The 26,191-nt window shown below is 51.4% G+C and carries 20 protein-coding genes, 7 tRNA genes and 2 rRNA genes; 8 read left to right on the top strand and 21 right to left on the bottom strand.

The genetic code is table 11. From position 1 onward, the window contains the following. Positions 1–6: 6 nt before the first annotated feature. The gene (locus tag ACTNB1_RS11595) at positions 7–1,212 is read left to right on the top strand and encodes a tyrosine-type recombinase/integrase (RefSeq protein ID WP_441169656.1); all 1,206 of its coding nucleotides are present in this window, start codon (positions 7–9) and stop codon (positions 1,210–1,212) included. Then, entirely contained in the window at positions 1,170–2,576 is a 1,407-nt protein-coding gene (locus tag ACTNB1_RS11590; protein ID WP_441169654.1) for a tyrosine-type recombinase/integrase, read from the top strand. The genes ACTNB1_RS11595 and ACTNB1_RS11590 overlap by 43 nt, the downstream gene beginning before the upstream one ends. Positions 2,577–3,086: 510 nt before the next feature. On the opposite strand, the gene ACTNB1_RS11585 is transcribed toward ACTNB1_RS11590, so the two are convergent. From ACTNB1_RS11585 to ACTNB1_RS11530, 12 genes are all read right to left on the bottom strand, one after another. Next, the gene (locus ACTNB1_RS11585) at positions 3,087–3,788 is read right to left on the bottom strand and encodes a response regulator (protein ID WP_441169653.1); all 702 of its coding nucleotides are present in this window, start codon (positions 3,786–3,788) and stop codon (positions 3,087–3,089) included. Next, positions 3,781–6,420 carry a DUF4118 domain-containing protein gene (locus ACTNB1_RS11580; RefSeq protein ID WP_441169651.1) on the bottom strand — a complete coding sequence of 880 codons (2,640 nt, stop codon included), beginning with the start codon at positions 6,418–6,420 and terminating at the stop codon, positions 3,781–3,783. Before ACTNB1_RS11580 ends, ACTNB1_RS11585 begins: the two co-directional genes overlap by 8 nt. A 40-nt stretch (positions 6,421–6,460) precedes the next feature. Further along, positions 6,461–6,973, bottom strand: coding sequence for a LysR substrate-binding domain-containing protein (locus tag ACTNB1_RS11575; protein ID WP_441169649.1), 513 nt, complete (start codon positions 6,971–6,973; stop codon positions 6,461–6,463). Positions 6,974–7,006: 33 nt separating this feature from the next. Beyond that, positions 7,007–7,657, bottom strand: coding sequence for a potassium channel family protein (locus tag ACTNB1_RS11570; protein ID WP_441169647.1), 651 nt, complete (start codon positions 7,655–7,657; stop codon positions 7,007–7,009). An 18-nt stretch (positions 7,658–7,675) separates the two neighbouring features. Beyond that, positions 7,676–9,010 (bottom strand): TrkH family potassium uptake protein, encoded by a 1,335-nt coding sequence (locus ACTNB1_RS11565; RefSeq protein ID WP_441169645.1) that lies wholly within the window; start codon positions 9,008–9,010, stop codon positions 7,676–7,678. A 168-nt stretch (positions 9,011–9,178) separates the two neighbouring features. After that, positions 9,179–9,373 (bottom strand): hypothetical protein, encoded by a 195-nt coding sequence (locus tag ACTNB1_RS11560; RefSeq protein ID WP_441169643.1) that lies wholly within the window; start codon positions 9,371–9,373, stop codon positions 9,179–9,181. A gap of 161 nt (positions 9,374–9,534) precedes the next feature. Continuing rightward, a complete protein-coding gene (kdpC, locus tag ACTNB1_RS11555; protein WP_441169641.1) occupies positions 9,535–10,206 on the bottom strand; it encodes a potassium-transporting ATPase subunit KdpC in 672 nt (223 codons plus the stop codon). 13 nt (positions 10,207–10,219) lie between these two features. Continuing rightward, complete coding sequence (gene kdpB / locus ACTNB1_RS11550; RefSeq protein ID WP_441169639.1) at positions 10,220–12,268, bottom strand: potassium-transporting ATPase subunit KdpB; 2,049 nt, start codon at positions 12,266–12,268, stop codon at positions 10,220–10,222. A gap of 16 nt (positions 12,269–12,284) precedes the next feature. Continuing rightward, positions 12,285–14,045: a potassium-transporting ATPase subunit KdpA gene (locus tag ACTNB1_RS11545; RefSeq protein WP_441169637.1), complete on the bottom strand. Its 1,761-nt coding sequence runs from the start codon at positions 14,043–14,045 to the stop codon at positions 12,285–12,287. A gap of 28 nt (positions 14,046–14,073) precedes the next feature. Beyond that, the gene (kdpF, locus tag ACTNB1_RS11540; protein WP_441169745.1) at positions 14,074–14,151 is read right to left on the bottom strand and encodes a K(+)-transporting ATPase subunit F; all 78 of its coding nucleotides are present in this window, start codon (positions 14,149–14,151) and stop codon (positions 14,074–14,076) included. Between the two features lie 272 nt (positions 14,152–14,423). Then, on the bottom strand, positions 14,424–16,418 hold the full coding sequence (locus ACTNB1_RS11535) for a DUF4118 domain-containing protein (protein WP_441169635.1): 1,995 nt from the start codon (positions 16,416–16,418) through the stop codon (positions 14,424–14,426). A gap of 696 nt (positions 16,419–17,114) precedes the next feature. Continuing rightward, positions 17,115–18,746 (bottom strand): ATP-binding protein, encoded by a 1,632-nt coding sequence (locus ACTNB1_RS11530; protein ID WP_441169633.1) that lies wholly within the window; start codon positions 18,744–18,746, stop codon positions 17,115–17,117. A 605-nt stretch (positions 18,747–19,351) separates the two neighbouring features. On the opposite strand from ACTNB1_RS11530, the gene ACTNB1_RS11525 reads away from it, so the two are divergent. The 6 genes from ACTNB1_RS11525 to ACTNB1_RS11500 all read left to right on the top strand — a co-directional run bounded on the left by ACTNB1_RS11525 (position 19,352) and on the right by ACTNB1_RS11500 (position 24,142). After that, positions 19,352–19,567, top strand: a complete 216-nt coding sequence (locus tag ACTNB1_RS11525; protein WP_441169631.1) for a helix-turn-helix transcriptional regulator — start codon at positions 19,352–19,354, stop codon at positions 19,565–19,567. Beyond that, positions 19,564–20,241: a helix-turn-helix domain-containing protein gene (locus ACTNB1_RS11520; protein ID WP_441169629.1), complete on the top strand. Its 678-nt coding sequence runs from the start codon at positions 19,564–19,566 to the stop codon at positions 20,239–20,241. Before ACTNB1_RS11525 ends, ACTNB1_RS11520 begins: the two co-directional genes overlap by 4 nt. Positions 20,242–20,548: 307 nt before the next feature. Then, positions 20,549–20,956 carry a hypothetical protein gene (locus tag ACTNB1_RS11515; RefSeq protein ID WP_441169627.1) on the top strand — a complete coding sequence of 136 codons (408 nt, stop codon included), beginning with the start codon at positions 20,549–20,551 and terminating at the stop codon, positions 20,954–20,956. 279 nt (positions 20,957–21,235) lie between these two features. Further along, entirely contained in the window at positions 21,236–21,541 is a 306-nt protein-coding gene (locus tag ACTNB1_RS11510) for a DUF6809 family protein (protein WP_441169625.1), read from the top strand. Positions 21,542–21,545: 4 nt separating this feature from the next. Then, positions 21,546–22,751 carry a tyrosine-type recombinase/integrase gene (locus ACTNB1_RS11505; RefSeq protein ID WP_441169623.1) on the top strand — a complete coding sequence of 402 codons (1,206 nt, stop codon included), beginning with the start codon at positions 21,546–21,548 and terminating at the stop codon, positions 22,749–22,751. Then, the gene (locus ACTNB1_RS11500) at positions 22,709–24,142 is read left to right on the top strand and encodes a tyrosine-type recombinase/integrase (RefSeq protein WP_441169621.1); all 1,434 of its coding nucleotides are present in this window, start codon (positions 22,709–22,711) and stop codon (positions 24,140–24,142) included. The genes ACTNB1_RS11505 and ACTNB1_RS11500 overlap by 43 nt, the downstream gene beginning before the upstream one ends. A 162-nt stretch (positions 24,143–24,304) precedes the next feature. On the opposite strand, the gene ACTNB1_RS11495 is transcribed toward ACTNB1_RS11500, so the two are convergent. The 9 genes from ACTNB1_RS11495 to ACTNB1_RS11455 form a co-directional block, all read right to left on the bottom strand. Then, positions 24,305–24,380, bottom strand: a tRNA-Thr gene (locus tag ACTNB1_RS11495). 4 nt (positions 24,381–24,384) lie between these two features. Continuing rightward, positions 24,385–24,461, bottom strand: a tRNA-Asp gene (locus ACTNB1_RS11490). Between the two features lie 39 nt (positions 24,462–24,500). Next, positions 24,501–24,576 (bottom strand) — tRNA-Trp (locus ACTNB1_RS11485). Between the two features lie 3 nt (positions 24,577–24,579). After that, positions 24,580–24,656, bottom strand: a tRNA-Ile gene (locus tag ACTNB1_RS11480). Between the two features lie 68 nt (positions 24,657–24,724). Further along, positions 24,725–24,800, bottom strand: a tRNA-Asn gene (locus tag ACTNB1_RS11475). A gap of 45 nt (positions 24,801–24,845) precedes the next feature. Further along, positions 24,846–24,961, bottom strand: a 5S ribosomal RNA gene (gene rrf / locus ACTNB1_RS11470). 120 nt (positions 24,962–25,081) lie between these two features. Further along, positions 25,082–25,156: transfer RNA gene (locus ACTNB1_RS11465), tRNA-Glu, on the bottom strand. 3 nt (positions 25,157–25,159) lie between these two features. Then, positions 25,160–25,235 (bottom strand) — tRNA-Lys (locus ACTNB1_RS11460). Positions 25,236–25,319: 84 nt separating this feature from the next. Continuing rightward, positions 25,320–26,191 (bottom strand): 23S ribosomal RNA (locus ACTNB1_RS11455); the annotation flags it as partial.

Genomic DNA, 26,191 nt, shown 5'->3' with positions numbered 1-26,191 from the left:
AGAAAAATGGCAAAGAGACGACCATCCGGGGACGGCATGGTGCGTAAAAGGGAAGATGGCCGCTGGGAGGGCCGCATCGTCATCGGCCATAAGGAGAACGGCGACTCCATCTTCCGCTACATCTATGCTGACACCCAAAAGGAGCTGACCGCCAAGCTCCGGCAAAATATCAACGTCTATCAGGGCGTGGACCTGACAGAAGAGTGTAAGATGACGCTGTCGGAATGGTTGGATCGCTGGCTGGAGCAGATGTCCTCCGTGCTCCGTCCCGGCACACTGGAGCACTACCGCAGTGACCTGGAGCATCATGTCAAACCCTACCTGGGGCAAAAGAGGCTCACGCAAATTACAGCAGACGATTTGCGAAAGCTCTACGACGCCTTAAAGCAACGAGGCAGAATACACCCCCGCCCCGGCCAGAGCCGTGGACTGTCCACAACAACCATTCACGGCATCCATACCACGCTCCATCATGCTCTAAAATCCGCAGTAGATCAACGGCTGCTACCTTATAATCCCGCTGACCATGTGGCTCCGCCTAAGGTAGCGCACAAAACCATGACCACTCTGAACGACGAGCAGATGGATATCTTTCTGTCAGCGGTGAAGCAGGACCCTATCTGGTACGACTTCTTCTACACAGAACTGACCACTGGCCTGCGTCTGGGAGAGATCTGCGGCCTCATGTGGTCTGACCTTGATGAGCGAAAGGGAACGCTCAGTATCCACCGCACCCTCCACAAAGAAAAGGGCGGGCGGTTGGTAGTAGGTGATCCCAAGACCTGCGCCGGCGCCCGCACCATTGTCCTGCCAGACAGCACAGCGGAGTTGTTGCGGGTGCGCAAAAAGGCATCTTACTCCCCCTGGATCTTTTACAATCCACTGCAGCCGGAGGCGCCCATGAATCCCTCCACAGCTTACCATCATCTGAAAAAGATATTACAGGAAAACAAGCTACCCGACATTCGATTCCACGATCTGCGCCACACTTTCGCTACCCACGCTTTGGCCAATGGCGTGGACGCCAAAACGCTATCCGGTATTCTAGGCCATACAAAAGCCAGCTTTACCGTCGATACCTACACCCACGCCACAAGCGATATGCACCGGAAAGCGGCTGAGATCGTAGGCAACTTTCTCACCGACTACCTGGGAGAGGAGATGGCCCCATGGCAAAGCACAGAAAGCGCGGCAACGGCAGCATCCATCTGAGGAAGGATGGGCGCTGGGAAGGCCGGTATGTGATTGGCCGCGACGAGAAGGGTTTTCCGGTCACCAGAAATGTGCTGGCAAAAACCAGGGCAGAATGTACGGCAAAGCTGGAGCAGTTGCGGGAAAGTCTTCAAGAACCTGTTAATAATCAACCAAAGCCGGGGGTTCTACTAAGGGACTGGCTGAACCTCTGGTACCAGGGATATAAGAAAGCAAACCTACGCCCCAACACCCAGATGTCCTATGAGCGCCGGATCTATCAGCACATCATCCCTGCTCTCGGAGGTATCCAGTTGGACAAGTTGACCACAGGAGATATCCAGAAGTTCTACACAAACCTCAAAAAAGGTGGCAGACTGCTGCGGGCAGAACTCTACGGCGAAGGTCTGTCCGACCAGACCGTTCGGGGCATCCATACCACTCTCCATGCAGCACTGAATTACGCGGTAGAAGAAAAGCTAATCTTTCGAAACCCCTCAGACGGATGTAAACTTCCGTCTTCCAAGCCCAGAGAAATGAAGGTGCTGACACCGGAAGAAATCCAGCGGCTATTGATCCAGGCCAGGGAGGACGGCTGCTACGAAATGCTTCTGCTGGAACTATCCACTGGACTGCGCCGTGGCGAAATCTGTGCGCTAAAATGGGATGACCTGAACTTTAAAACAGGGGCCCTTCGGGTAGAGCGGCAGGTACATCGAGTACAGGGGGAGCTGGTGGTGTCGCAGCCAAAGACAAAAGCCTCCAACCGCAGCGTCATACTCCCTCCCCCAGTTCTGGCCGTCCTTAAAGCCTACAAAAAATCCGCCACCACCCAATGGATATTTCCCTCACCAGTGAAAGTGGACTCACCACAAGACCCGGCAGCGGTGCGGAAACGTTTATCCACAATCTTAAAGCGCGCCGAGTGCAAGCATATTCGCTTCCATGATCTGCGGCATACCTTCGCCACTGCCTCCCTGGAGCACGGGATGGATGTAAAGACGCTCTCCACTATCATCGGCCATGTGTCCAGCAGCACCACGCTGAATATCTACGCCCATGTTACAGACGAAATGCAGAGGACTGCGGCAGCAAAGATTGATCTAGGCATTGGTAAGAAAACTCCAACGGCAGAAGCAGAAAATACTCCCCGGAAACCTGCCCCCAGCACCTTTCAGCCCTACAAAGGACAACGACGCAAACCCGGCACGGGCTGCATCAGCCAAATTAACGACCACCTTTGGGAGGGCCGATACTCCCCCGTCGTCAACGGCAGGCGCATGGCTCGGAACATCTATGCCAAAACTGAGGCAGAATGCGAGAAAAAGCTGGCGGAACTCATCAGGCAGATGAAGTCGGAAATCGCAACAGAGAAAGCCAGCTAAAAAGTATCAGGCCTCTGGAGCACACACTCCGGAGGCCTGATTTTTTCTGTCTGTGGCTTGTTGTGTGGTCAACTCTTTGACCACACAATGTTACACCGTTAGAAAGTCACAAAAGCAAAACAAAAACCGCCCTTTTCAAACGAAAAAAGCGGTTTTTTTGGAGCTGCTATCCGGATTTGAACCGGAGACCTCATCCTTACCAACGCAAAATTTTTAGTTTTTCTAATCTTTTTGCGTGGTTTATAGTCATTTCCGCTCCGAACAGGTTGCTTTCCAGCACTTTTGAAACGCAGAATTTTCGGTTGTTCCAACTGTATCTGTGGCTGGTTGTGTGGTCAAAATAGAGGAAGCATGTCCCATGTTCAAGCGGTCAAAATACAGGTGTTCTTCTTCATCTTGACTATAATATTTTAGCGCAGTGTTATCAAAGATAAGGGACAGACATTTTAGATGCTTAGTGAATGGGACCACCAGGGCCAGAGACGCGTTGTAATTTGTGAAAGGTCTTCCTTACTCCACTTTCATCATACGATATCCAACACCAATGTGCGTCTGAATATACTGCGGGGAGCCCGGTTCTTTTTCCAGCTTCTTACGCAGCGTTGCCATAAACACGCGAAGCGAGGCAACATCATTTTCCCAGCTCCGGCCCCAAATCTGCTGTGTAATAAAGGTGTGGGTTAGTACTTTTCCCACATTTTTGCACAGCAAGCACAGCAGCTTATACTCGCTGGGAGTCAAGTGGAGCTCCTGCCCATCTAAAAATGCACATCCAGCCGCATAGTCCACTTTCAGCTTCCCGTTTGTAAAGACCGCTTCTGTATTTGCTGAACCTACTTGAATCGCTGTTAATCGTCTCTGTGTCACGCGAAGCCGTGCCAGTAATTCTTCCACCGAAAAGGGCTTTGTCAGGTAATCATCTGCACCGGCATCCAACGCATCAATCTTATCGGTATCTTCACTCCGGGCACTGATGACAATGATGGGCAAATTCGACCAGGAGCGGACTTTATGAATGACCTCCACCCCGTCCATATCAGGTAGCCCAAGATCCAACAAAATGATATCCGGATTATGAGAAGATGCTTCCAAAACAGCGGATTCTCCGTTTGCCGCTGTCAGGAATCGGTAATCATGGGCTTTTAACGTAGTCGTAATCAGGTTGCGAACCGGTGTATCGTCCTCAACCACCAAAATCAACGGTTTATTCATGCAGCTCAACCTCCCCGGCTGGTACAGAAAATGTAAAGATGGAACCATGAGGCAAATGATCCGTTACGGTAATTTCCCCGCCATGTGCGTTGATAATTGACTTGCACAGCGCCAATCCAAGCCCCATGCTGCGGCGGCTGTCGGCAATCGGATTGGATGCACTGTAAAACATATCAAAAATATGTGGTTTGGCCTGGTCAGAAATCCCCGGACCGTTATCGGCCACGGAAACATAAATAAAGTTCCCTTGTTTCCGCCACCCAATGTCGATTTCAGACCCTGGGGGCGTATACTTGATCGCATTATCCACAATATTGATCATGACCTGAATCATCAGCTTCGCATCGACCTGTACCAAGAGATACTCTTCGCTGTTCTGCACGTTGATATGGTATTCTACGCTCTTCCGGTTGATATGCCGAAGTGCTTCCGCAACAATCTCATCCATCAGTTCTGTGGATATACGCAGGTTCATCCGCCCGTCTTCCAGGCGGCTGACCGACAACAGATTTTCCACCAGATTAATGAGCCACATGGCATCATCGTAAATGTCGGTATACATCTGCTCCTTCGTCTTCTCATCAAACAACGTTCCGTTGGAAAGCAGATTGCTGGCATTCCCTGAAATGGAAGTAAGCGGCGTACGCAGATCATGAGAAATGGAACGCAGCAAATTGGCGCGAAGCTGCTCATTTTTTGCCAATACGGCTGCCGCTTCTTTTTCCTCCAGGTTCTTCTGATTTTCAAGGGCAAGTGCACATTCTCCCAGCACAGAAAAGAGAATGCTTGTTTCAAAGGAATCCAGCGGCTTATCCGACGCAGCAATCCCTACCACCCCGTATACCTGCTTACCTGTGCGGACCGACAGATAGGTGCAGCACGCGTCCGAAAGTGTTTCCGTTCCCGCTCCCGCCCGCTTATTATTGGTAAGAACCCACTTTGCTACGTTCTGCTCCTTCTGCGTCGTGTAGCTGTCCGTGGACTTGTCTTCCTCCAAAAGGAATACTTCCGGGCCCATCAATTGTTCTTGCTTGACGCGGTATGCAACGATATCCCGCTGAAATATTTTCAGCAGCTGCCTTGCCGTAACAGAAATAATTTCTTCCTGATTTCGTGCCTTTTGCAGGCTCTGGTCCGTTTCAAACAGAAGCTTTGTTCGCCATGCCACTTGGGCAGAACGCTTGGCATGAGACTTCAGTCTCGAGGCCAGCGAACCGGTAATCAGCGACGCAAGGAACATGACCAGAAATGTAACGGGATATCCGCTATCATAGGCGTGCAGAGAAAACCTCGGCTCCGTAAAAAAGAAATTGAATGTCAGCACACTGACAATAGAGGCAATAAAACTGCAGACCGAACTCTTCGTGGACACAGAAACCAACATCACGCCTAAAATGTAAAGGGTAATAATGTTGGCCTCAGTAAATCCCCAGTTGTAAAACAAAAATCCGATTACCGTACTGAGGATAAGAATGGACGCACTTTTCAAGAGATCCATCACGGATACCGCCTGCATGTGCATGATTTCCCAATGCCTGGCGGAAAAATGTTTGTTTAATCCATTATCCGGAATGATATGAATATCCAATTCAGGGGTAAGCTCTATCAATCGTTCCGTTAAGGATGCCTTTCCCAGCCATGGGCGCGGCACGCCGCTGCGGCCAAGCACAATCTTTGTCACTCCAGACAAGCGTGAAAACTCGGCAATCTGATACGCCACATCATCGCCATAAACAGTCTCAACCGATGCTCCCAACTGCTGGGCCAGATGAATATTGGCCTGAAGCCGCTCTTTATCCGCCGGAGTGATCCACTGGAACTCCTTCGTTTCCACAAATAACGCAGTAAAGCCGCATCGAAAAGCACCCGCCATTCGAGCAGCTGTACGGATAATCTTCTCATTGGAGGGAGCGGAGGAAAGGCACACCAGAATGTGTTCATGGGTGCGGTACCCTGTTTGGCTGTGATTGGCCTGGGTGTATAACGCCGCCCGATCCGCGCAGCGGCGCAGCCCCACTTCCCGAAGGGCGCTTAATTGGGATAAGGAGCAGCTGGAGAGCAAGGCTCCCTTCTTTTGCTGCAGCAGCCGCTGCTGCAGCCGTTCCGGCTCAACATCAATAAACTCCACCTGTGCCGCCTGGTCAAATACATGATCGGGAATGCGTTCCAAGATCGGAGCGTTCAAGATGGAGAACACAGAATCCTGAATGCTTTCGATATGTTGGATATCCAGCGTGGTATAAACATCCACGCCCGCTTTCAGCAGCTCCTCTATGTCCTGATAGCGTTTCCTGTGGCGGGAATTGTCCGCATTTCTGTGGGAGAGCTCATCAATCAAAATGAGCTGCGGCCGCCTTTTCAAACAGGCGTCCAGGTTCCTATCATCGTCTGACTGCCCATTTGGCTGCGCCGGGCAGCAGGGCACCCGCTCAAAGCGAGCTGCCAATGCCTCGGTATCAGGCCACTGCTCCGAGGGGCTCAAGCCAATTACCACATCGACTCCAGCTGCCTTGGCCTTTTCCGCCGCCTTCAGCATCGCGTAGCTTTTTCCGGCACCGGAAAAATAACTTGCAAAAACAGTCAGCTTTCCTTGTTGTTTTGCCTGATCTTCCATTTGTCTCTCGGCAGCCATTGCAGCTCCCCCCTTCCAGCGGAATTATTATAGCATAATGCTACGCTCCCTGTCCGCAAAGCTTCTGCACGAATTCCAGAATAAAAGGCCGGCGGTCCCGATTGTTCCAGGCAACAAATTGGCTTTGCATGGCCGGATGAATGGGCGTTATTTCTACGCCATCCTCATTGATAAAAGGCTGCGCTTGAAGCATGACCGCCCTTTGCCGGACCGCTTTGTTCCGTTCTGCCTTAGAATACAGAATTACAATATCCACATTCCCTGTGCCCAGAGCATACAGCAGCTCCGGTTCCTCCCCCATGGAAAGCGTGCAGTGCAAATTGGGGTGTTCCTTTTTCATGTCTTTTAACACTTTAGACCCCACCTGCATGGCACAAAGGCTTGCAGCCGCAATGTTCAGTTCCCCTTGTTCCTCCGGCTGAATATACTCTTCCTCTCTGTCTGCCTGGTTCTGATCCAGAAAGTCCCCCAGCTTGGAAATGGCATAGTAGCCAAATGCCGCAAATGCCAAAAATCCTCCAAACAAAACGATTCCTTCTACAAATGCTTTCATGGATGCCACTTCCTCTCCCAATACGGGCAGCTGTTATATGTGAAAACATTTTTGAATATCACGCTGTGTTCCCAAAACCAAAATTGTACTATGCTCAGGCAAGAATGTATCGGGTTTAATCACCGTCATAGCAAACTTTCCGTTCTGCTTTACCGCCAGAATGTTGATATTGTATCGTCTTCTGACATCCAACTGTCCAATGGTCTTCCCTACCCAGTTGCTTGGAACTTCAATTTCAAAGATGGCGTGATCATCTCCCAGCGCAATATAATCATAAATATGATCCGAGCTATAACGAATCGCGGTCCAAATGGCCATCTGCTTTTCCGGATATACCACTTCATCGGCCCCATTGCGCAGCAGGAATTTTGCCTGCACATCCCGCTCTGCCCGGGCGATCACTTTTTTGGCGCCTAACTCCTTTAAAAGGCAGGCTGTTTCCAGGGAACTTTGAAAGTTATCTCCAATTGCCACAATACACAGGTCAAAGTTTCTGACCCCTATGGCAGTAAGAAACTCCTCACTGGTGCTGTCTCCAATCTGGGCGTTTGTGACGAAGGGAAGAATTGCGTTGACTCTCTCTTCATCCTTGTCTACCACCATGACCTGGTGATTTAATTCATTCAGTTTCATAGCAATATGGCGTCCAAAGCGGCCTAAGCCAATCAATAAAATTGTTTTCATAACTCCTCCATTACACCGTTACCCTACGGTAATTCGTTCCTGTGGAAGTCTGGCGCTGTTGCCCTGCACATGAGACAGGGCCGCAAAAATCAAGGTCAGACCTCCCACGCGTCCAAAAAACATGAGTGCGATCAGAAGCAGATGGGAAATGCAGCTGAGCTGTGGGGTGATGCCCAGGGAAAGTCCCACGGTGCCGATGGCCGATGCCGTCTCAAACAGGCAGGTGAGAACGGGCAGGTCCTCCACCCTGCTGATGACCAGTCCGGCCGTTAAAAACAGGACTAAGTACATGATCAAAATTGTCGATGCCTGAGATACGACTTCGTTTGATATCCGGCGGTTAAAAAAGCCTGGATGTTCTCTGCGCCGGAACACCGCAAGCGTGTTGGCCAGCAGGACCGCTAATGTAGTTGTTTTCATACCGCCTGCAGTGGAACCCGGAGAACCGCCGATCAGCATGAGAATGATGATCACGAACTGTCCGGTCTCGCTCAGCAAGGTTAAATCTGCTGTATTAAACCCAGCGGTCCTTGGTGTAACAGCTTGAAAGAAGGATAACAGGACCCGTTCTCCCATGGGTGCCTGAGTGAATTCAAACAGGAAAAAATAGATGGTGGGAACCAGAATCAAAGCGCCCGTCACCGTAAGGATGACTTTGCTCTGCATGCGATACTTGTGAAAATGCAGGCCGTTTGTCCTGATATCTGCCCAGGTCAAAAAGCCAATGCCGCCAATGGCGATGAGCAGCGCGATCACAATGGAGATGACTGGATTGTCCGCATAATCGGTCAGGGAAGAAAACGGGGCTTTTACCCCCATTAAATCAAAGCCTGCATTGCAAAAGGCGGAAATGGAATGAAAGAGGGAATACCACGCGCCCTTTAAAAGCCCAAACTCACGAAAAAACACCGGAAAGAGCAGCACTGCGCCGAATAGTTCCACCGCCAGAGCCGTTTTTAAAATAAACCCGGTCAGCCGTACAATTCCTCCCACATTGGGGGCCGCAATCGCTTCCTGCATGGTACTGCGCTGCATCAGTCCTATCTTTCTGCCTGAGAGAATTGCGAACGCACCCGCCACCGTAATGACTCCCAACCCGCCAATCTGGATCAGCAGAATAATGACAGACTGCCCGAAATTAGACCAATACGTGGCGGTATCGTGGATCACCAATCCCGTAACACAAACGGCAGACGTTGAAGTGAACAGCGCATCTAAAAAGGGGGTACTCTCCCCCGCTTTTGTTGATACGGGGAGCATGAGCAGGAAACTTCCCATTAAAATAACCAGCAGAAACCCAACTATAATAATCCGGAACGGGGACTTATTGTTCTTATGTAAAAGCTGCCACATAAGCCTCCACCTCTTAATACATCTTTATCTCCTCTTTATACGTTCATTATCTACATATGGTCTAAAGGAGGTATTAACGTATTAAGGCATGTATTAAGGCGGTATTAAGAAGCCGCTTTTGCCCCGAATATCTGTCTGACTGAACGCGTTTTGAATCGTCCGGTTCCATTAAATCCATCCGCATACAAGCGCCATTGGCAAGACAATGACGATCGTACAGGTGCACACCGCAGCCAACGTAAGGATGGGCATTCCGATAAACATCATGCAAAAGCCCCAAACTCTGTGACGGAACATAAACCGTTCCATTGAAGCATCCATTTGCTTTTCAAAACGAGAAACGCGCTTGATAAACGTAGCCATATCTCTTCCCTCCTCGCGGCACTATCATAACGTGCAGGAACTAAAACTGGGAAAAAGATTGCATGTATGAAATTAAGAATCAATAAACGACCATCGGCCTGCCTGAAACACGCAGGCCGATGGTCGGTTTGCTTGTCTCCAGAAAATCGGGAGAACGATCCTTATTCTGTTGTCTGGCTTATCAGACCCATGGCCTTTGCAATGTCCAGGTTCACACCCAGCACATTGACGGTTTCTTCCCCGAAAACACCCAGCAGCTTACCAGTGGTATTGTCCGCCACAATCTGACTGAGCTCCTCCTCGCTCAGACCGGATGCCTCGGCCAGGGCAGGGATCTGCACCTGAGCGCTCTCGGGTGAGACATGGGGGTCCAGGCCGGAGCCGGAGGCGGTCATCAGGTCGGCGGGAATATCCTCCCGGCTCACGCCGGGATTGGCAGCCAGAAACTCCTCAATGTCAGCCTCTACCCGCTCTGTCAGGGCGGGGTTGGAGGGGGCATAGTTGTTGTTGCCGGAAGCAAGCCCGGCAAACTCGCTGCCGTCATTGTAGAACTGGTTGCCTTCCTCGTCCTCATAATAGGTATTGTAATGGCAGGCGGAAGGACGGCACTTCATAAAATAAGGCTCCGTAAAGTCCTGGCCCACGTTGGCAGCGCCTACCGCTTCCCCATCGGCAGTCACCAGGCTGCCCTTGGCCTGGCTGGGAAAGATCACCGCAGACAGGCCGCTGAGCACCACTGGGAAAACAAAGCCGCACAGCAGCAGAAAAATCAACGTCACGACCACGGATTGGCGAATCCAGTGCACCGCAGTTTGCTTGTTTGTATTGTTCATGACAGAAACCTCCTTACACAAGGCCAATGAGAAGCGGGGAAATGATCATGTCGATCAGCTTGATTCCCACAAAGGGAGTAATCACGCCGCCCAAACCATAGATCATCATATTCCGGGCCAGCATTTTGCTGGAAGACATGGGGCGGTATTTGACGCCCTTCATTGCCAGCGGAATGAGGCAGGGAATAATGATTGCGTTGAAAATCAGAGCCGACAGGATTGCGCTGTACTCTGTGGTCAGATGCATAATGTTCAGCACACCCAACTGGGGAATGGATGCCATGAACATGGCGGGGATGATGGCAAAGTACTTGGCAATGTCGTTGGCAATGGAGAAGGTGGTCAAAGAGCCGCGGGTAATGAGCAGCTGCTTACCGATCTCAACGACTTCCAGAATCTTTGTGGGGTCGGAGTCCAGATCCACCATGTTGGCGGCTTCCTTGGCGGCGCTGGTGCCGGAGTTCATGGCCAGGCCCACATTTGCCTGGGCCAGAGCGGGTGCATCGTTGGTGCCGTCGCCGGTCATAGCTACGATCTTGCCCTCGGCCTGCTCTTTTTTAATGACACTAATCTTGTCCTCAGGCTTACACTCTGCGATAAAGCCGTCCACACCGGCCTCCTTGGCAATGGTAGCTGCCGTCAGGGGGTTATCACCGGTGCACATGATGGTCTTAATGCCGATGGCACGCAGACGGGCAAACCGCTCGGCCATGCCCGGCTTTACGGTGTCCTTCAGGTAGATGACACCCAGCACTTGATCGTTCTCACACACCACTAGAGGCGTACCGCCCAGGGAGGACACCTCTTCCACATGGGCGTGCAGGTCAGCCGGGATCGTTCCTCCCTGCTCTTTGACATACTGCTCAATGGCGTCGGAGGCCCCCTTCCGGACACAGGTGCCGTCCGGCAGATCGACACCGCTCATGCGCGTCTGGGCGGTGAACTCCAGAAAGGTGGAGCCGGGCTGCTCCTCACTGGTGTCACCCAGGCGGCGGGCCAGCTCCAGAGTGGACTTGCCTTCGGGGGTCTCATCGTGCAGGCTTGTCAGGGCCGCACAGCGAATAAGCTCGCTGCGGTCGGCCCCCTCCACGGGGAAAAAATCCGCAGCCAGGCGGTTGCCAAAGGTGATAGTGCCTGTCTTATCCAAAATCATGGTATCCACGTCGCCGCAGGCTTCCACCGCCTTGCCCGACATGGCGATGACATTGAAGCGGGTCACCCGGTCCATGCCGGCGATGCCGATGGCGGAGAGCAGGCCGCCGATGGTGGTGGGAATCAGGCAGACCATCAAAGCAATCAGCGTGGAAACAGGCAGCTGCACGCCGCTGTAAATTCCAATGGGGTACAGGGTCACAATTACAATTAGAAAAATGATGGTCAGAGAGACCAGCAGGGTGTTCAGGGCGATCTCATTGGGGGTCTTCTTCCGGGAGGCACCCTCGACCAGGGCAATCATCCGGTCCAGAAAGCTGTTGCCCGGTTCCGAGGTGATCCGGATCTTCAGCCAGTCCGACACCACGGTGGTGCCGCCGGTCACCGAGCAGAAGTCACCGCCGCTCTCCCGGACCACAGGGGCAGACTCACCGGTAATGGCAGATTCATCTACGGAAGCAATGCCCTCAATGACCTCGCCGTCGCCGGGAATGACCTCTCCGGCCACCACCATCACCACATCGCCCTTTTTCAGCTGGCTGGAGGAAACAATGGTCTCATTGCCGTTTTCATCCAGCCGATGGGCTTCGGTATCCTTTTGGGTCTTCTTCAAACTGGCCGCCTGGGCCTTGCCGCGCCCCTCTGCCACCGACTCTGCAAAGTTTGCAAAGAGTACGGTCACCAGCAGAATGACGGATACGATCAGATTATACGTACGCAAGCTGGCATCGGTCTCCCCGAACAGGGTGGGAATAACGGTCAGCAGCAGCGTAATGAAAAAGCCGATCTCAACCACAAACATCACCGGATTTTTCATCATATACCGGGGATCCAGCTTTTTTACCGACCCAATGAGCGCCTGCTTGAGGATCTCGGGGGTCAGCAGCTTTTTGTTTTGCTTCTTACTCATAGTGGACAAATCCTCCTTAGCCCCAGATGGTCAGATGCTCCGCGATGGGGCCCAGAGCCAGCGCCGGGAAGAAGGTCAGCGCGGCAAAAATGTAAACGACAAAGACGAGAATGACCGCAAAGGAAACGGTGTTGGTCTGAAGAGTACCGGCCGACTCGTTGACATAGTTCTTCTTCATCAGGGAGCCTACAATGGCCAGCTGGATCACAATGGACAGATAGCGGCCGAAGAACATAGCCAAACCAGTGGTCATATTCCAGAAGTAAGTATTGTCCGCCAGTCCCTCAAACCCGGAGCCGTTGTTGGCGGCGGAAGAGGCGTACTCATAGAGCACCTGGCTCAGCCCATGGAAGCCGGGATTGGTGATGCCGGCCTGGCCCGCCTGAGTTGCCACTGCCAAAGCGGAAAACACCAGAATCAAGAAGGGGTGGATGATAATACACAGGGCGGTGAGCTTCATCTCCCGGCCCTCGATCTTCTTGCCCAGGTACTCGGGGGTACGTCCCACCATCAGGCCGCAGATAAACACCGCCAGGATAGCGTACAGGATCATGTTCATCAGGCCCACGCCCTTGCCGCCAAAGACCACATTGAGCATCATGTGCAGCAGGGGCACCATGCCTCCCAAGGGGGTCAGGGTATCGTGCATGTTGTTGACAGTACCGGTGGTAAAGGAGGTGGTAACGGTGGTAAACAAGGCCGACTGGGCGACGCCGAAGCGGACTTCCTTGCCCTCCATGCTGCCCATGGACTGGTCCAGACCAATCTGAGCCAGCAGCGGGTTGCCCTGGCTTTCCGCCCAGTAGCACAGGCTCAGGCCAACCAGGAACAGGATGCCCATAGCCAGGAAAATGCTGCGCCCCTCGCGGCCATAAATCTTGGCGGTGATGCCCTCACGATGCTCAGGCAAGGCATTGTCCGGAGCCAGCTTAGCCAGGTGCTCCTTTCGGCTGTCGCCTACCATCTTGCCGAAGGTAATGACGCAGGCGCCGGGCAGCAGCATCATGGAGTAGAGCTCTATGAGGTTGGACAGACTGGTAGGATTCTCCAACGGGGTGCTGGAGTTTGCACCCAGGAAACCGCCGCCGTTGGTACCCAGATGCTTGATAATTTCCAGAGCGGCAATGGGCCCCATGGCAATGACCTGATAGGTGCCCTCCAGCGTCTGGACTACCACATTCTCATCAAAGTTCTGGGGCACCCCCTGCCACACCAGCAGCAGGCCGCCCACGATGGAGAAGGGGAGCAGAATGCGGGTGGTGATGCGCACCAGGTCCACAAAGAAGTTGCCCACGTTGCCCTTCGTCCGCCCGGCCAGCCCTCGAATAAAGGCCACGCAGGCGGCATAGCCGGTGGCCGCCGAGACAAACATCATAAAAATGATGACCAACATCTGGGAGAGATAGCTCAAGCCGCTCTCGCCGGAGTAGTGCTGCAGGTTGGTGTTGGTCATAAAACTGATGATGGTGTTAAAGGACAGGGTGGGTTCCATGCCCTCGATGCCATTGGGGTTGAAAACGGAAATGCTCTGGATACGCAGAATGAGATAGCCAACGCCAATCATCACCGCGTTGGTCCCGATGAGGGCCAGCACATACTGCTTCCAGTTCATCCCCTTGTCGGGGTTTACCCCGCCGATTCTGTAAATCACCCCGTCCACCCGGTCAAACACCGGGTCGGCAAAGGTGTGCTTTCCTGCGGCGATATGATAGAGATACCGCCCCGCCGGAATGACAATGATCAAATAGATGAGAATTGTCAGTACCAGCTGTACCATAGGTAATTCCTCCTAACACTGTGTGTCCTTAAAATCGCTCGGAGTGGGCCAGGGCATAGACCAGATATCCACCCAGCAGCACAACGATGATTCCTAATGCGATCATAGGTATCCCTCCTCAATGATTACTCTTGGGTGTCTATTTGCTTCTGGCACCACTTGACCAGAAGCCATACCAGTCCAAATGAGAGCAGTAAAGTCCCGGCCATCAATAGATCCATCATTGTCGAAAACTCCTTTCCGAATTCACACTCAGCAAAACAAGCACCGCTCCGTTTTGCTTTCCTAGGATACTCCCAGGAGTCATAAATAGGGATTAAGGAAAACAGATCGACATTAACGTAACGTTAACGTCGATCTGTTTTCAGGAGGTACTTTTTACTCTGCAATTGGGGATTGGGCTTGAAGCTCTGCTCGGTTGCGTTCTTCCTGCAGCTGGATTCGTTCCTGGCTCAGGCCACATTCGTTTAGAATCGCAATCATCAGATTTTTTTCAAATGCATCCGGGATGGAATACCCGACAACGGGAATTCCCACAATGCCCATCACACCTTGCGTTCCTCTCACCGACAAAAACAGCCACTTTGCGTCAGGCAGCGTATTTGTGGTGGCTCCTGCGTGCTTGTTGTTTTTCTGTACCCACTTGGCTACACCAATATCTTCGGAATCCAGTCCAGCCAAAACAGTGTTTTCATCTTTCGGTTCAATCCGGAAATGCAAGGTCCCTTCCCCTTCATTCAGCGCGTAGAGAATGGGCCGGTCATACATTCGGTTGAGCTGCTCCGCCGCCAGATGCAGACACTCCCACTGGGTACGCCCTTTTTGAAATTTTTGACTGCTCTCCAGCAGCAGCTGCGTATAATAGCTTTTTTCCGCGGCCAAGCGGGCCTGCGCTTTTACCCGGCTGGCCAAGGAACTGGCAATCATACTGGAACAGAGCATAATCAGGAATGTAACCGGGTAGCTGGGATCATAGGCTTGAAAACTGAATCTGGGAACGGTAAAAAAGTAATTGAACGCGGCAACACTCAGCAGAGAGGCAAGAGCCCCATAAATATGTCCGCCCGTCCAGACGGCCGTAAGCAGCACCCCCAGGATATACACCGTAATGATGTTGGACTCGCTGAATCCTGCCCAGAAAAATCCCAGAGCTATCACAGTGGATAAGGCCAGGGACAGCAGCATAATGGCAGTATCCTTCCAGCTAAAACGGGGGCTGGACATCCGAATTCTGCCCATACGCTTTTTATACAAGGGCTGATGATCCGGGATAATATAAATATCCAGCTCTGTTAATTCGATCAGCCGATCCGCCAAGCTCTTTTTCCCGGTAAGCAAATTCTGCTTATGGTTCATACGTCCCATCACAATTTTGGTTACACCGCTGACTCGCGCGTATTCCGCGATTTGCTCCGCAGGATCCGCTCCATAGACGGTCGCGATCTGCGCTCCCAGCTGTTCGGCCAAACGAAGATTGCTGCGAAGACGTTTCAGATTTTCTCCCGAAAGCTCCTTTGTTTCCGGTGTCTGCACAAACAGCGCCGTAAAGCCGCTGTGGAAGGCTTCCGCCATACGCGCTGCCGTTCGGATCACCTTGGCATTGGACGGAGCGGAGGACAGACAAATCAAAATGTGTTCTCCCGCCCTGGCGCTTTTCTCCTTCCCCGTCTGAAGAGCCGTGTGATTCAGCTGGTCTGCGGTACGCCGCATTGCAATCTCGCGCAGGGCAGCCAGATTCTCTGCCGTAAAGAAATTTTGAAGCGCCTGCTTTGCTTGGCGCTCCCGATATACTTTTCCAGCCTGAAGCCGCTTTACCAATTCATCCGGCTCAATATCGACCAGTTCGACTTGATTGGCCCGCTCAAAAATATGATCCGGTATTCGCTCATTCACTGCGATTCCCGTAATGGACGACACCAAATCGTTCAGCGACTCCAAATGCTGCACATTTACTGTGGTATACACATTGATCCCGGCTTGAAGCAGTTCCTCCACATCTTGATACCGCTTTGTGTGGCGGCAGCCCTGTGCATTATTGTGGGCCAACTCGTCCACCAGAATCAGCTGCGGCTTTCTTTGCAGCGCTGTATCCAGGTCAAGCTCCTTTAATTTGATCCCACGGTAGTCGATCTCTTTGCAGAGCAGGACCTCCAGTCCATCCAGAAGCGCCAGTGTATCCGGTCTGGCATGAGGCTCTACATAGCCCACCACAACATCAATTCCCTCCTTTTGTGCCTGATGGGCCGCCTCCAACATGGCGTAGGTTTTACCAACACCTGCGGCATAACCAAAAAATATCTTTAATCTACCGGGAGAAACCGAATCTTTGGAAAAAGATAATGCATATTCCAGGCCGCTTTTTTCTTCGCCCATATGCACATTTCCCTCCTGTTCTTCATCACAAATATACGATTTATTTTTATCCTATCATGACCAGTACTATGAAATTATAAATAATGCGCCTATGTGATTAAGATGGGATAAAGGCCGTAAAAAACCGGACACCAAAACCATTTGGCATCCGGTTCGTATTTGTACGTCTCACTCCACCCTAAAATACGCTTGGCCATAGCATAAATCCCTGGTTTATGGAGGACTAGGACCACATCCAGCGCTGGATGCCTCTCCACAAAATCAAAAATTGTCTTCCCCGCGATCCAAATTGTCTCCTCTACTCCTTCCACAAAGAAGAGACAGATCATATCTGCAGTGGGGTGAAAAAAGAGGTTAAAAAGCAACAGGCCTCTGGAGCGTACGCTCCGGAGGCCTGATTTTCTCTGTCTATGGCTTGTTGTGTGGTCAAAGAAATTTGAGAAGAGAAGATTTTGCCAGGTCACTCCAGAGCGCGATCCAGCCTCTGAGTTTTGTTTTTACGGATCTCAGCCCATGGTAATTTTAATACACTGTTATCAAAGATAAACGAATGCAAAAGTAATTTACCCATCTGTAGCTTTCTTACCATGTTAGCGTAGTAACTCTTTCTCAATCTCACACCATAAGTTTTTCTTACACCTAACTTTTAATCATATTGCAACTTGATTGCAAGTTAGTTGCAAGTTGGTCGCAAGTCTATTGTCCTCCCCGTTTCTCCTCCTCTGTCAAAAACCACTTAGCCGCACTTGTTTTTCCTCTGCAGTAAACTCTACCGTCAGCACGAAGTTCGCGCATTAAAACCTGAATTTGACTACGGTTATGTCCAGGCAACACCTGTTGCAGTTCTTTAAAAGGGGTACCGCTGTCTCCGTTTGCACGAATATGTTTTAAGAGCAACTCTTTATTAGTATCTCTATCCAGTCCCACTACTCTTGTGTGTACTCCGGACTTGCCTGCCACCGCATATAGATTTCTGGCTAAAACATATCTATTGCGGCCAATATGTTCTACAATTCCAAGTTCTCCTAGTTTTTTAAGGCAAGGTTTTAGGTTTTCTGTAATACCTTGTTCATGATACAGTGCATTGATTGCCAAAAAATCTCCAGTCGAAAGGGTTTCCATTCGGTCGTTTCCAATCTGATTAATCAACGAAAGCATCTTTGTATCAAGTACCAAACCATTCAGAGTAATACTGACAAAATCCTCATCTGTGCCAGTAAAATCTGGAAGTTGTTTCGCTTCTTTGATGCTCAGCTCATAGATAAGATTCATTCCTTGACCAGACCGTTCGACCAGACCGCAAAGAGCCAAAATCTCCGCAATTCGACGATTACGGGGCAATTGTCTATCAAGAATATTATCCAGTGAGATCCCATTGGGAAATCCTCCAGGACTTTCTACGACAAGTCGATCCCGATACTGGCGAATAAACACGCTTCCGCCCATTTGATAATTCCTATGACTAACAGCATTCAGGATTGCTTCACGAACTACTCTCTCATTAAATGTAGGAATATCGTAGACAAAAAATCCCTCCTGATAGTGCTGCCTATCATTTCGAAGGTTAATCAACTCCCACAAGCGATTATAACAGGCAAAGAAGCCTATCCGGAACTCTTCCCGCTGACTCGCTGGCCCCGACGCTTCTGATGAGCGATACTCAAATATAATTTCTGCCTGGGGCAAATACTTTCCAAGCGATTCTCTCTTCCCAAACAACGCTAACGCCGCATAGGTAATCCCTTCTTCTGTAATCGCTTCGCAATCACGGAGCAATTGTTCTATAGACAGAGTTTTAATTCGTCGATTCCCGCTCTTTTCCACCCATTTATCGCGAAACGATTCGATTGCAGACTCATCCAAGTCGCACAATTTAGCAAAGGGACAGATACTCCCCGAGAAGTCAAAACCTGCCTCTGCATAAATCCTACGCCTAATCTCCTCTGGCATGGGAATCAGGCTATCTCCTTCATACCACCATGCTATACCATCAGCTAGCACTGGTAATCCCAGGGGCCGACTTGCTACATCAAATACCAAAATGCGCTTGCCTTGATATTCATAAAGTTGGAAATCAACCATGATTTTCAACTTATCAATCAGGCCTTTCCTGGTTCGTTCAGGCTGGTCAAAAGCTTTACTACCCACCACCTGTCGGGGTCGTTCATCACTGATTCCAAATACTAACTTCCCACCGCCACAGTTTGCCAATGCGCAACAACATTGTGTCGCCTCCTCATAAGAAAACCGATTCTTCGCCTCCTTAAACTGAACCCGTTCTCCTTCCTTAGCTTCCAATAATTCTTCAATTGTCATCGGAGTATACAAATTGCTTTCACCTCCTATTGCATCTGCCATACTGCATTATACCTTTAACCTTCATTTTCCTTCAAATTTTCAATCTGTTCCATCTTTTCTTAGGTCAATTATGTATGTAGTATCATATCAAGTATTGTTTGACTTTTCAACTGAACTTAGGAAATCTCAAAAAACAGTTGAAAATTTCAACTGCTCACTTACAAAAGACCAGGGCGAGGAGGAAAACGTCATAGCACAACAATCACTCGTAAATCTATGCTAAAATTTAAAACAGATATTGACACAGAACATATGTTCTGTTAATATCAAAATATAAGTTCATACTCGCAAACATGCTGCACCGAGCTACGGGTCCTAAGATATTGTCTTTGAGTCACCAAATTGCCGGGCGCATGAGAAGAACACGAAACCATGCAATCTCCTGCTGGTCACCGTGTTGTTCTCGTGCGCCCGGTTTTTCTTTTCCCCCAGCTAACTATACTCTAAAAATTTTGAAAACAGGTTATGAAACAGCCTTCTTCCACCCCTATACAATTGGAAGTCATATCGCGCCTGCAGTTCTCTGATCAAAAATTAACAAGACAGTAAACAGAAGAAAGACATAGGAGGTACACATGCAAGAATCAGATTTCAAAAGCTACGATGAACTTCCACTGTTTCTCAATGCAAAAACAGTGGCAAAGGTGCTGGGCGTGTCACCGTCCAGCGGGTACGAGCTCATGCACGAGCCGGGCTTCCCGGTGCTGCGGGTGGGCAACCGCATGGTGGTGCCCAAGGAACAATTCATTCAATGGGTCACAGAACACACAGAAGGAGGAGAATGCAAATGAATATGTTTTCCAATCAGCGTAATCCGGAACGATGTCGTTTCTCACTCCCCAATGATGTTTGGAAATGGGATCTCAAACCACAGGGATTTGCTATCCTCGCCTATCTCTGCTATCTGCACATCCACTGTAAAAATGATGTCCTGCCCAGTGTTGATGAACTCGCATCCCACCTGCACATGAGCAAAGATATGGCTGCGGAGTGGATTGCCGAACTCAATCATCGAGGTCTGCTGGATCAACACATGGTTCCCATATTCAAAAACACCGGCAAGAATTTTTTCTCTCTACCCAATGAACTCTTCTTCCTGAACATTGGTCACGGTGCCATCACGGTCTACGCCTACCTGCTCTACTGCGAGGACCGCCGCACGCATCAGTGCCATCCCAGCTACCGCACGATTGCCGCAGCGGTACATCTTACCGTGGCCACTGTGATGAAACACATCGCGAAGTTAGCGGACAAGCAGTTCATCGCGGTTGAAAACACAGCCTATATTGACAAGCATGGCATGAAGTGGAATGGCAACAATCAGTACACCATCCTGCCGATCCAGGCGGCAATGGATCATTGCTACCAGCAGCAGATGCTTCGACTGGAGGAACAGCAGAAGTGGCAGCAGGCGCAGGCGCTCTTGGCACAGAGCACAGAGAGCACCCCATGTGCCCCGCTGTAAGGCGCTGTGTGCCCTTCTTCGGGGCAGGGGAAGTCCCTGCCCCACCAAGGGCTTTCGAGGCAGATTTGGGCCGATTTCGATAGCTCTGCGGAGGACGAAAAAAAAGCAGGTAGAAAGGACTGGCGTCTTTGTGCCGCCTGTCCGCCCACAACCTCCCGCAGTGCGGGCGGTTCCGGGGATTTGAAACAACGCTTTTCCGGCTCCCGGCAATGCCCTTCACCGCCTTTTGACGCCCAAAACAGCCTGTGTCCTTAGAGTACCAAGGCATTTTCTTGACGCTTTTCCCAAAATTGAGGAGGAATTTGATATGAAAGAAACCAGTAAGAACCGCCACACTGTATGGCTGACAGACGAGGCCTGGAAGATGGTCGGTGACCAGTACAAAGACGACAACTGCTCCACACAAAACGAGTACATCGAAAAAGCGATCCTGTTCTATGCCGGATACCGAAACGCGGAGTGCGACGGCTACTACCTTCCCAGCACACTGTCCTATATGCTGGAAGGAAGCCTGACTGCACTGGGTGATCGAATCGGACGTCTGCTTTTCAAACTGTCGGTAGAGGAGTCTATGATGATGCACATCATTGCCCACGATACGGATATCAACTTGGAGACACTAAAAAAACTGCGCGACAGGTGTGTCCAAGATGTGATGCAGACACACGGGCAGATCAGCTTCAAAGATATCCTGAAATTTCAGAAGAGGCTATAACACATTCCTAAATTGGTGCATATGTCTGGTCATCCAAAATTAAAGATGAGGAGACATACATCACGTCTGGAGTATGCGTATGACAGATGCATGCATATCAAAATCTGCGTCGCAAAACAAAGATAAAAGTTTTTTGAAAATAGCACAGTGTTAACAATGATAAGAGCCGCGCAAAAACGGCGCAGAGAAATTGATAACAGTTTGATAACTATGGCCAAAAGGCCTGGCTATTCTCTCTGTTCTTCGGTATTGTGTGTTGCTGCAAAGGAGGCGGTACACATGAACGACTACATGAGAGCACTACACCAACGGTTCTACCGTGAACCGGACTTCAGGGAATTGGAAGATGACATTGAGAACACCCGTCAGGAGGTGCGGGACTATCTTAATAAGATGCAACGACGAAGGCTGATGCACTTGGTGGACAGTCAGAATCTTTTGAAAGAAGAAACCTCTCTGGCCAGCTTCACCGCCGGATTCAAACTGGCCTGGGGATTGAGCAAAGAACTAGAGGCGAACGGCCTGTACTCCTTCGATGAGGAGGAGACAGACCGGGCCTGCCGCCAAATGGGAAAGGAGGATTGATCCTATGAGTAAGCGCAGGCCATCCGGTGACGGCATGGTGCGCAAGCGGGAAGATGGCCGCTGGGAAGGCCGTATCGTCATCGGCCACAAGGAAAACGGTGATCCCATCTTCCGCTACATCTACGCCAGCACGCAAAAAGAGTTGACCGCTAAACTTCGTCAGAATATCAACGCCTACCAGGGTGTGGACTTGACCGAAGAGAGTAAGATGACTCTCTCGGAGTGGTTGGATCACTGGCTGGAGCAGATGGCCTCTGTCCTCCGTCCCAGCACCCTGGATCACTACCGCAATGATCTGGAGCACCATGTCAAACCTTACCTTGGGCAAAAGAGACTCACGCAAATCACAGCAGCCGATTTGCGAAAACTCTATGATACCTTAAAGCAACGTGGCAGGTTACGTCCCCGTCCCGGTCAGAGCCGTGGACTATCCACTACCACGGTTCACGGCGTCCACACCACCCTCCACCATGCGTTGAAATCCGCCGTAGATCAGCGGCTGCTGCCGTACAATCCCGCTGACCATGTGGAGCCGCCCAAGGTGGCGCACAAAACCATGCGCATCCTGAACGACGAGCAGATGGATGTCTTCCTGTCAGCCGTGGAGCAGGACCCGATCTGGCGCGACTTCTTCTACACGGAACTGACCACCGGTCTGCGTCTGGGTGAGATCTGCGGCCTCATGTGGTCCGACTTCGATGAGCGAAAGGGCACCTTACATATCAGACGTACGCTCCATAGAGAAAAGGGCGGACGGTTGGTAGTGGGTGATCCCAAGACCTGCGCTGGCGCCCGAACCATCGTCCTGCCCTCCAGCACAGCGGAGCTGCTGCGGCTGCGTAAAAAAACGTCCTACTCCTCCTGGATCTTTCACAATCCACTCCATCCAGAAGCGCCCATGAATCCTGCCGCCGCATACCGCCAGCTGAAAAAGATCCTGGAAGAAAGCAATTTGCCTGATATCCGTTTCCACGATCTGCGCCACACCTTCGCCACCCACGCACTGGCCAATGGCGTGGATGCCAAAACGCTGTCCGGTATCCTGGGCCATACAAAGGCCAGCTTCACCGTGGACACCTACACCCACACTACAAGCGATATGCATCGGAAAGCCGCGGAGATCGTGGGCGGCTTCCTGACCGACTATCTAGGAGAGGAGATGGCCCCATGGCAAAGCGCGGAAAACGCGGAGACGGCAGCGTCCACCTGAGAAAGGACGGGCGCTGGGAGGGCCGATATGTGGTCGGCCGCGATGAAAAGGGCTTCCCAATCACCAAGAACGTTTTGGCAAAAACCAAAGCGGAGTGTGCGGCAAAGCTGGATCAGCTGCGGGAAAGTCTCCAGGGGCCTGTGCCCGATCAGCCAAAGCCAGGGATTCTGCTTGGTGACTGGTTGAATGTCTGGTACCAGGGATATAAGAAAGTGAATCTCCGGCCCAACACCCAAATGTCCTACGAGCGCCGGATCTATCAGCATATCATCCCTGCTCTCGGAGACATCCAGCTGGACAAACTGACCACAGGGGATATCCAGAAGTTCTATGCAAACCTCAAAACAGGCGGCAGACTGCTGCGGACAGAACTCTATGGCGACGGTCTGTCCGACCAGACCGTTCGGGGCATCCATACCACCCTCCACGCAGCGTTGAACAAAGCAGTAGAGGAAAACCTGATTGGCCACAATCCCTCCGATGGGTGCAAACTGCCATCTGCAAAGCCCAGAGAAATGCAAGTGCTGACGCCGGAGGACATCCAGCGACTGCTGATTCAGGCCAGGGAGGATGGCTGCTACGAACTGCTTCTGCTGGAACTGTCCACTGGCCTTCGCCGTGGTGAGATCTGCGCGCTGAAATGGGAGGACCTGAACTTCAAAACAGGAGCTCTGAAGATAGAGCGGCAGGTGCATCGGGTCAAGGGAGAACTGGTGGTATCGCAGCCTAAGACGAAAGCCTCCAACCGGAGTGTCGTCCTCCCCGCCCCGGTTCTGGCCGTCCTCGAGAGCTATAAGAAAGCCGTTCCTTCTCAATGGATGTTTCCTTCACCAGTAAAAGAGAACTCCCCACAAGATCCAGCAGCAGTACGAAAAAAGCTGTCCGCCGTCTTGGAGCGAGCAGACTGTAAGCACATTCGATTTCATGACCTACGCCACACCTTCGCCACCGCCTCCCTGGAGCACGGCATGGATGTGAAAACACTCTCCACCATCATCGGTCATGTCTCCAGCAGCACCACCCTGAACATTTACACCCATGTGACAGACGAGATGCAGCGGACCGCGGCTGCAAAGATTGACCTGGGGATTGGGAAACAGCCTCCCAAGGCAGAAACGGAAGTTGCTCCCCGAAAACCTGCTCCCAGTACCTTTCAGCCACACAAAGGGAAGCGGCGCAAACCCGGCACCGGCTGCCTGAGCCAGATCAACGATCACCTCTGGGAAGGACGCTACTCCCCCATCTGGCCGGACGGCAAAAAGCACGCCCGCAATGTCTATGCAAAGACCAAAAAAGAATGCGAGCAACTGTTAGCTGAACTCATTGAGCAGATGAAGGCGGAGATCGCCGCGGAAAAAGAGCGGCTGCGGCAGGCTGAAACGACAGGCTGAAAAAGCAGCGGGCCTCCGGAGGCAAAGCACCTTCGGAGGCCCATGTTTCTCTGTCTGTGGCTGGTTGTGTGGTCAAATAAAAAAGCAAAAGCTCAAACATCATGAAAAAGTCAGAAAAGCAAAAGAAAAACCACTTAAACCCGAAGATTTAAGTGGTTTTCATGGAGCTGCTAGGCAGATTCGAACTGCCGACCTCATCCTTACCAAGGATGCGCTCTACCGACTGAGCTACAGCAGCATAATGGCGACGCGGAAGGGACTTGAACCCTCGACCTCCGGCGTGACAGGCCGGCGTTCTAACCAACTGAACTACCGCGCCATATATGCATCTATCTGAACAGCTTCTACTGCAATCTTCTGGCAGGGGCAGAAGGATTCGAACCCTCGGCACTCGGTTTTGGAGACCGATGCTCTACCAGCTGAGCTATACCCCTAAATGGTGGGCCTTCACGGGCTCGAACCGTGGACCGGCCGGTTATGAGCCGGCTGCTCTAACCAACTGAGCTAAAGGCCCATACACCGTTCCACAATTTGAAAAAGCGGGCTTGCCGTCACATTTGTGGCGGCAAGCCACATCTTCTTTGGCTCCCCCTGTTGGACTCGAACCAACGACCCTGCGGTTAACAGCCGCATGCTCTACCGACTGAGCTAAGGAGGAATATCAAAAGGGTCCGGCCTGGTCAGGCCAGACCCTTTCGGTTTGTGTTGGCGTTACCTATCTTCCCGGTCCGTCTCCAGACAAGTATTTTCGGCGCAGGTGAGCTTAACTTCCGTGTTCGGGATGGGAACGGGTGGACCCTCACCGCAATCAACACCAACTTACTTTTCTTTGAAAAGAAAAGTAAGCAAAAGAAACTTCAACAACTTTCTTCTCCTTACCGTTCTTCTCAACGATAAGTTATTATATTCACTTGACGTCCTCTTGTCAAGAGGGAATTTTGGTGACCCGTGCGGGAATCGAACCCACGTTTGCGGCGTGAGAGGCCGCCGTCTTAGCCGCTTGACCAACGGGCCGTTTGGTGCGCCTTCACGGATTCGAACCGGGGACCCACTGATTAAGAGTCAGTTGCTCTACCAGCTGAGCTAAAGGCGCATCTGAATCAGTGCTTTGTCAGCACCCTCAAAACCGAACAATGCAGATCTTCAGTACCAGGCAAGCGCCTGCATTCATCATGTTAAGGTCAAGCCCTCGGCTTATTAGTATCGGTCAGCTGCACACGTTACCGTGCTTCCACCTCCGACCTATCAACGTCATAGTCTACGACGTGCCTTACTCCCGAAGGATGAGAGATCTAATCTTAGGGGGAGTTTCACGCTTAGATGCCTTCAGCGTTTATCTCGTCCGTACATAGCTACCCAGCTATGCCCTTGGCAGGACAACTGGTGCACCAGAGGTACGTCCATCCCGGTCCTCTCGTACTAAGGACAGCTCCCTTCAAATCTCTTACGCCCGCAACAGATAGGGACCGAACTGTCTCACGACGTTCTGAACCCAGCTCGCGTGCCACTTTAATCGGCGAACAGCCGAACCCTTGGGACCGAATTCAACCCCAGGATGTGACGAGCCGACATCGAGGTGCCAAACCTCCCCGTCGCTGTGGACGCTTGGGGGAGATCAGCCTGTTATCCCCAGGGTAGCTTTTATCCGTTGAGCGACGGCACTTCCACTTGCATACCGCCGGATCACTAACTCCAACTTTCGTTACTGCTCGACCCGTCGGTCTCGCAGTTAGGCTCGTTTATGCGTTTACACTCAATGCACGGTTTCCGTCCGTGCTGAACGAACCTTTGAGCGCCTCCGTTACCTTTTAGGAGGCGACCGCCCCAGTCAAACTGCCCACCTAACAGTGTCCCCCGACCGGATTCACGGCCGCAGGTTAGAAATCCAGCAAATCAAGGGTGGTATCCCAAGGGTGGCTCCACCAAGGCTGACGCCCTGGCTTCCAAGCCTCCCACCTATCCTGTACATGATTTACCGAATTCCAGTATTAAGCTACAGTAAAGCTCCATGGGGTCTTTCCGTCTAGTTGCGGGTAACTGGCTTCTTCA

Source organism: Flavonifractor sp. HCP28S3_F3 (assembly GCF_052065355.1).
Lineage (GTDB): Bacteria > Bacillota > Clostridia > Oscillospirales > Oscillospiraceae > Flavonifractor.
The sequence above is the reverse complement of the archived record's forward strand: the minus strand, read 5'-3'. Positions and strand labels throughout refer to the sequence as shown.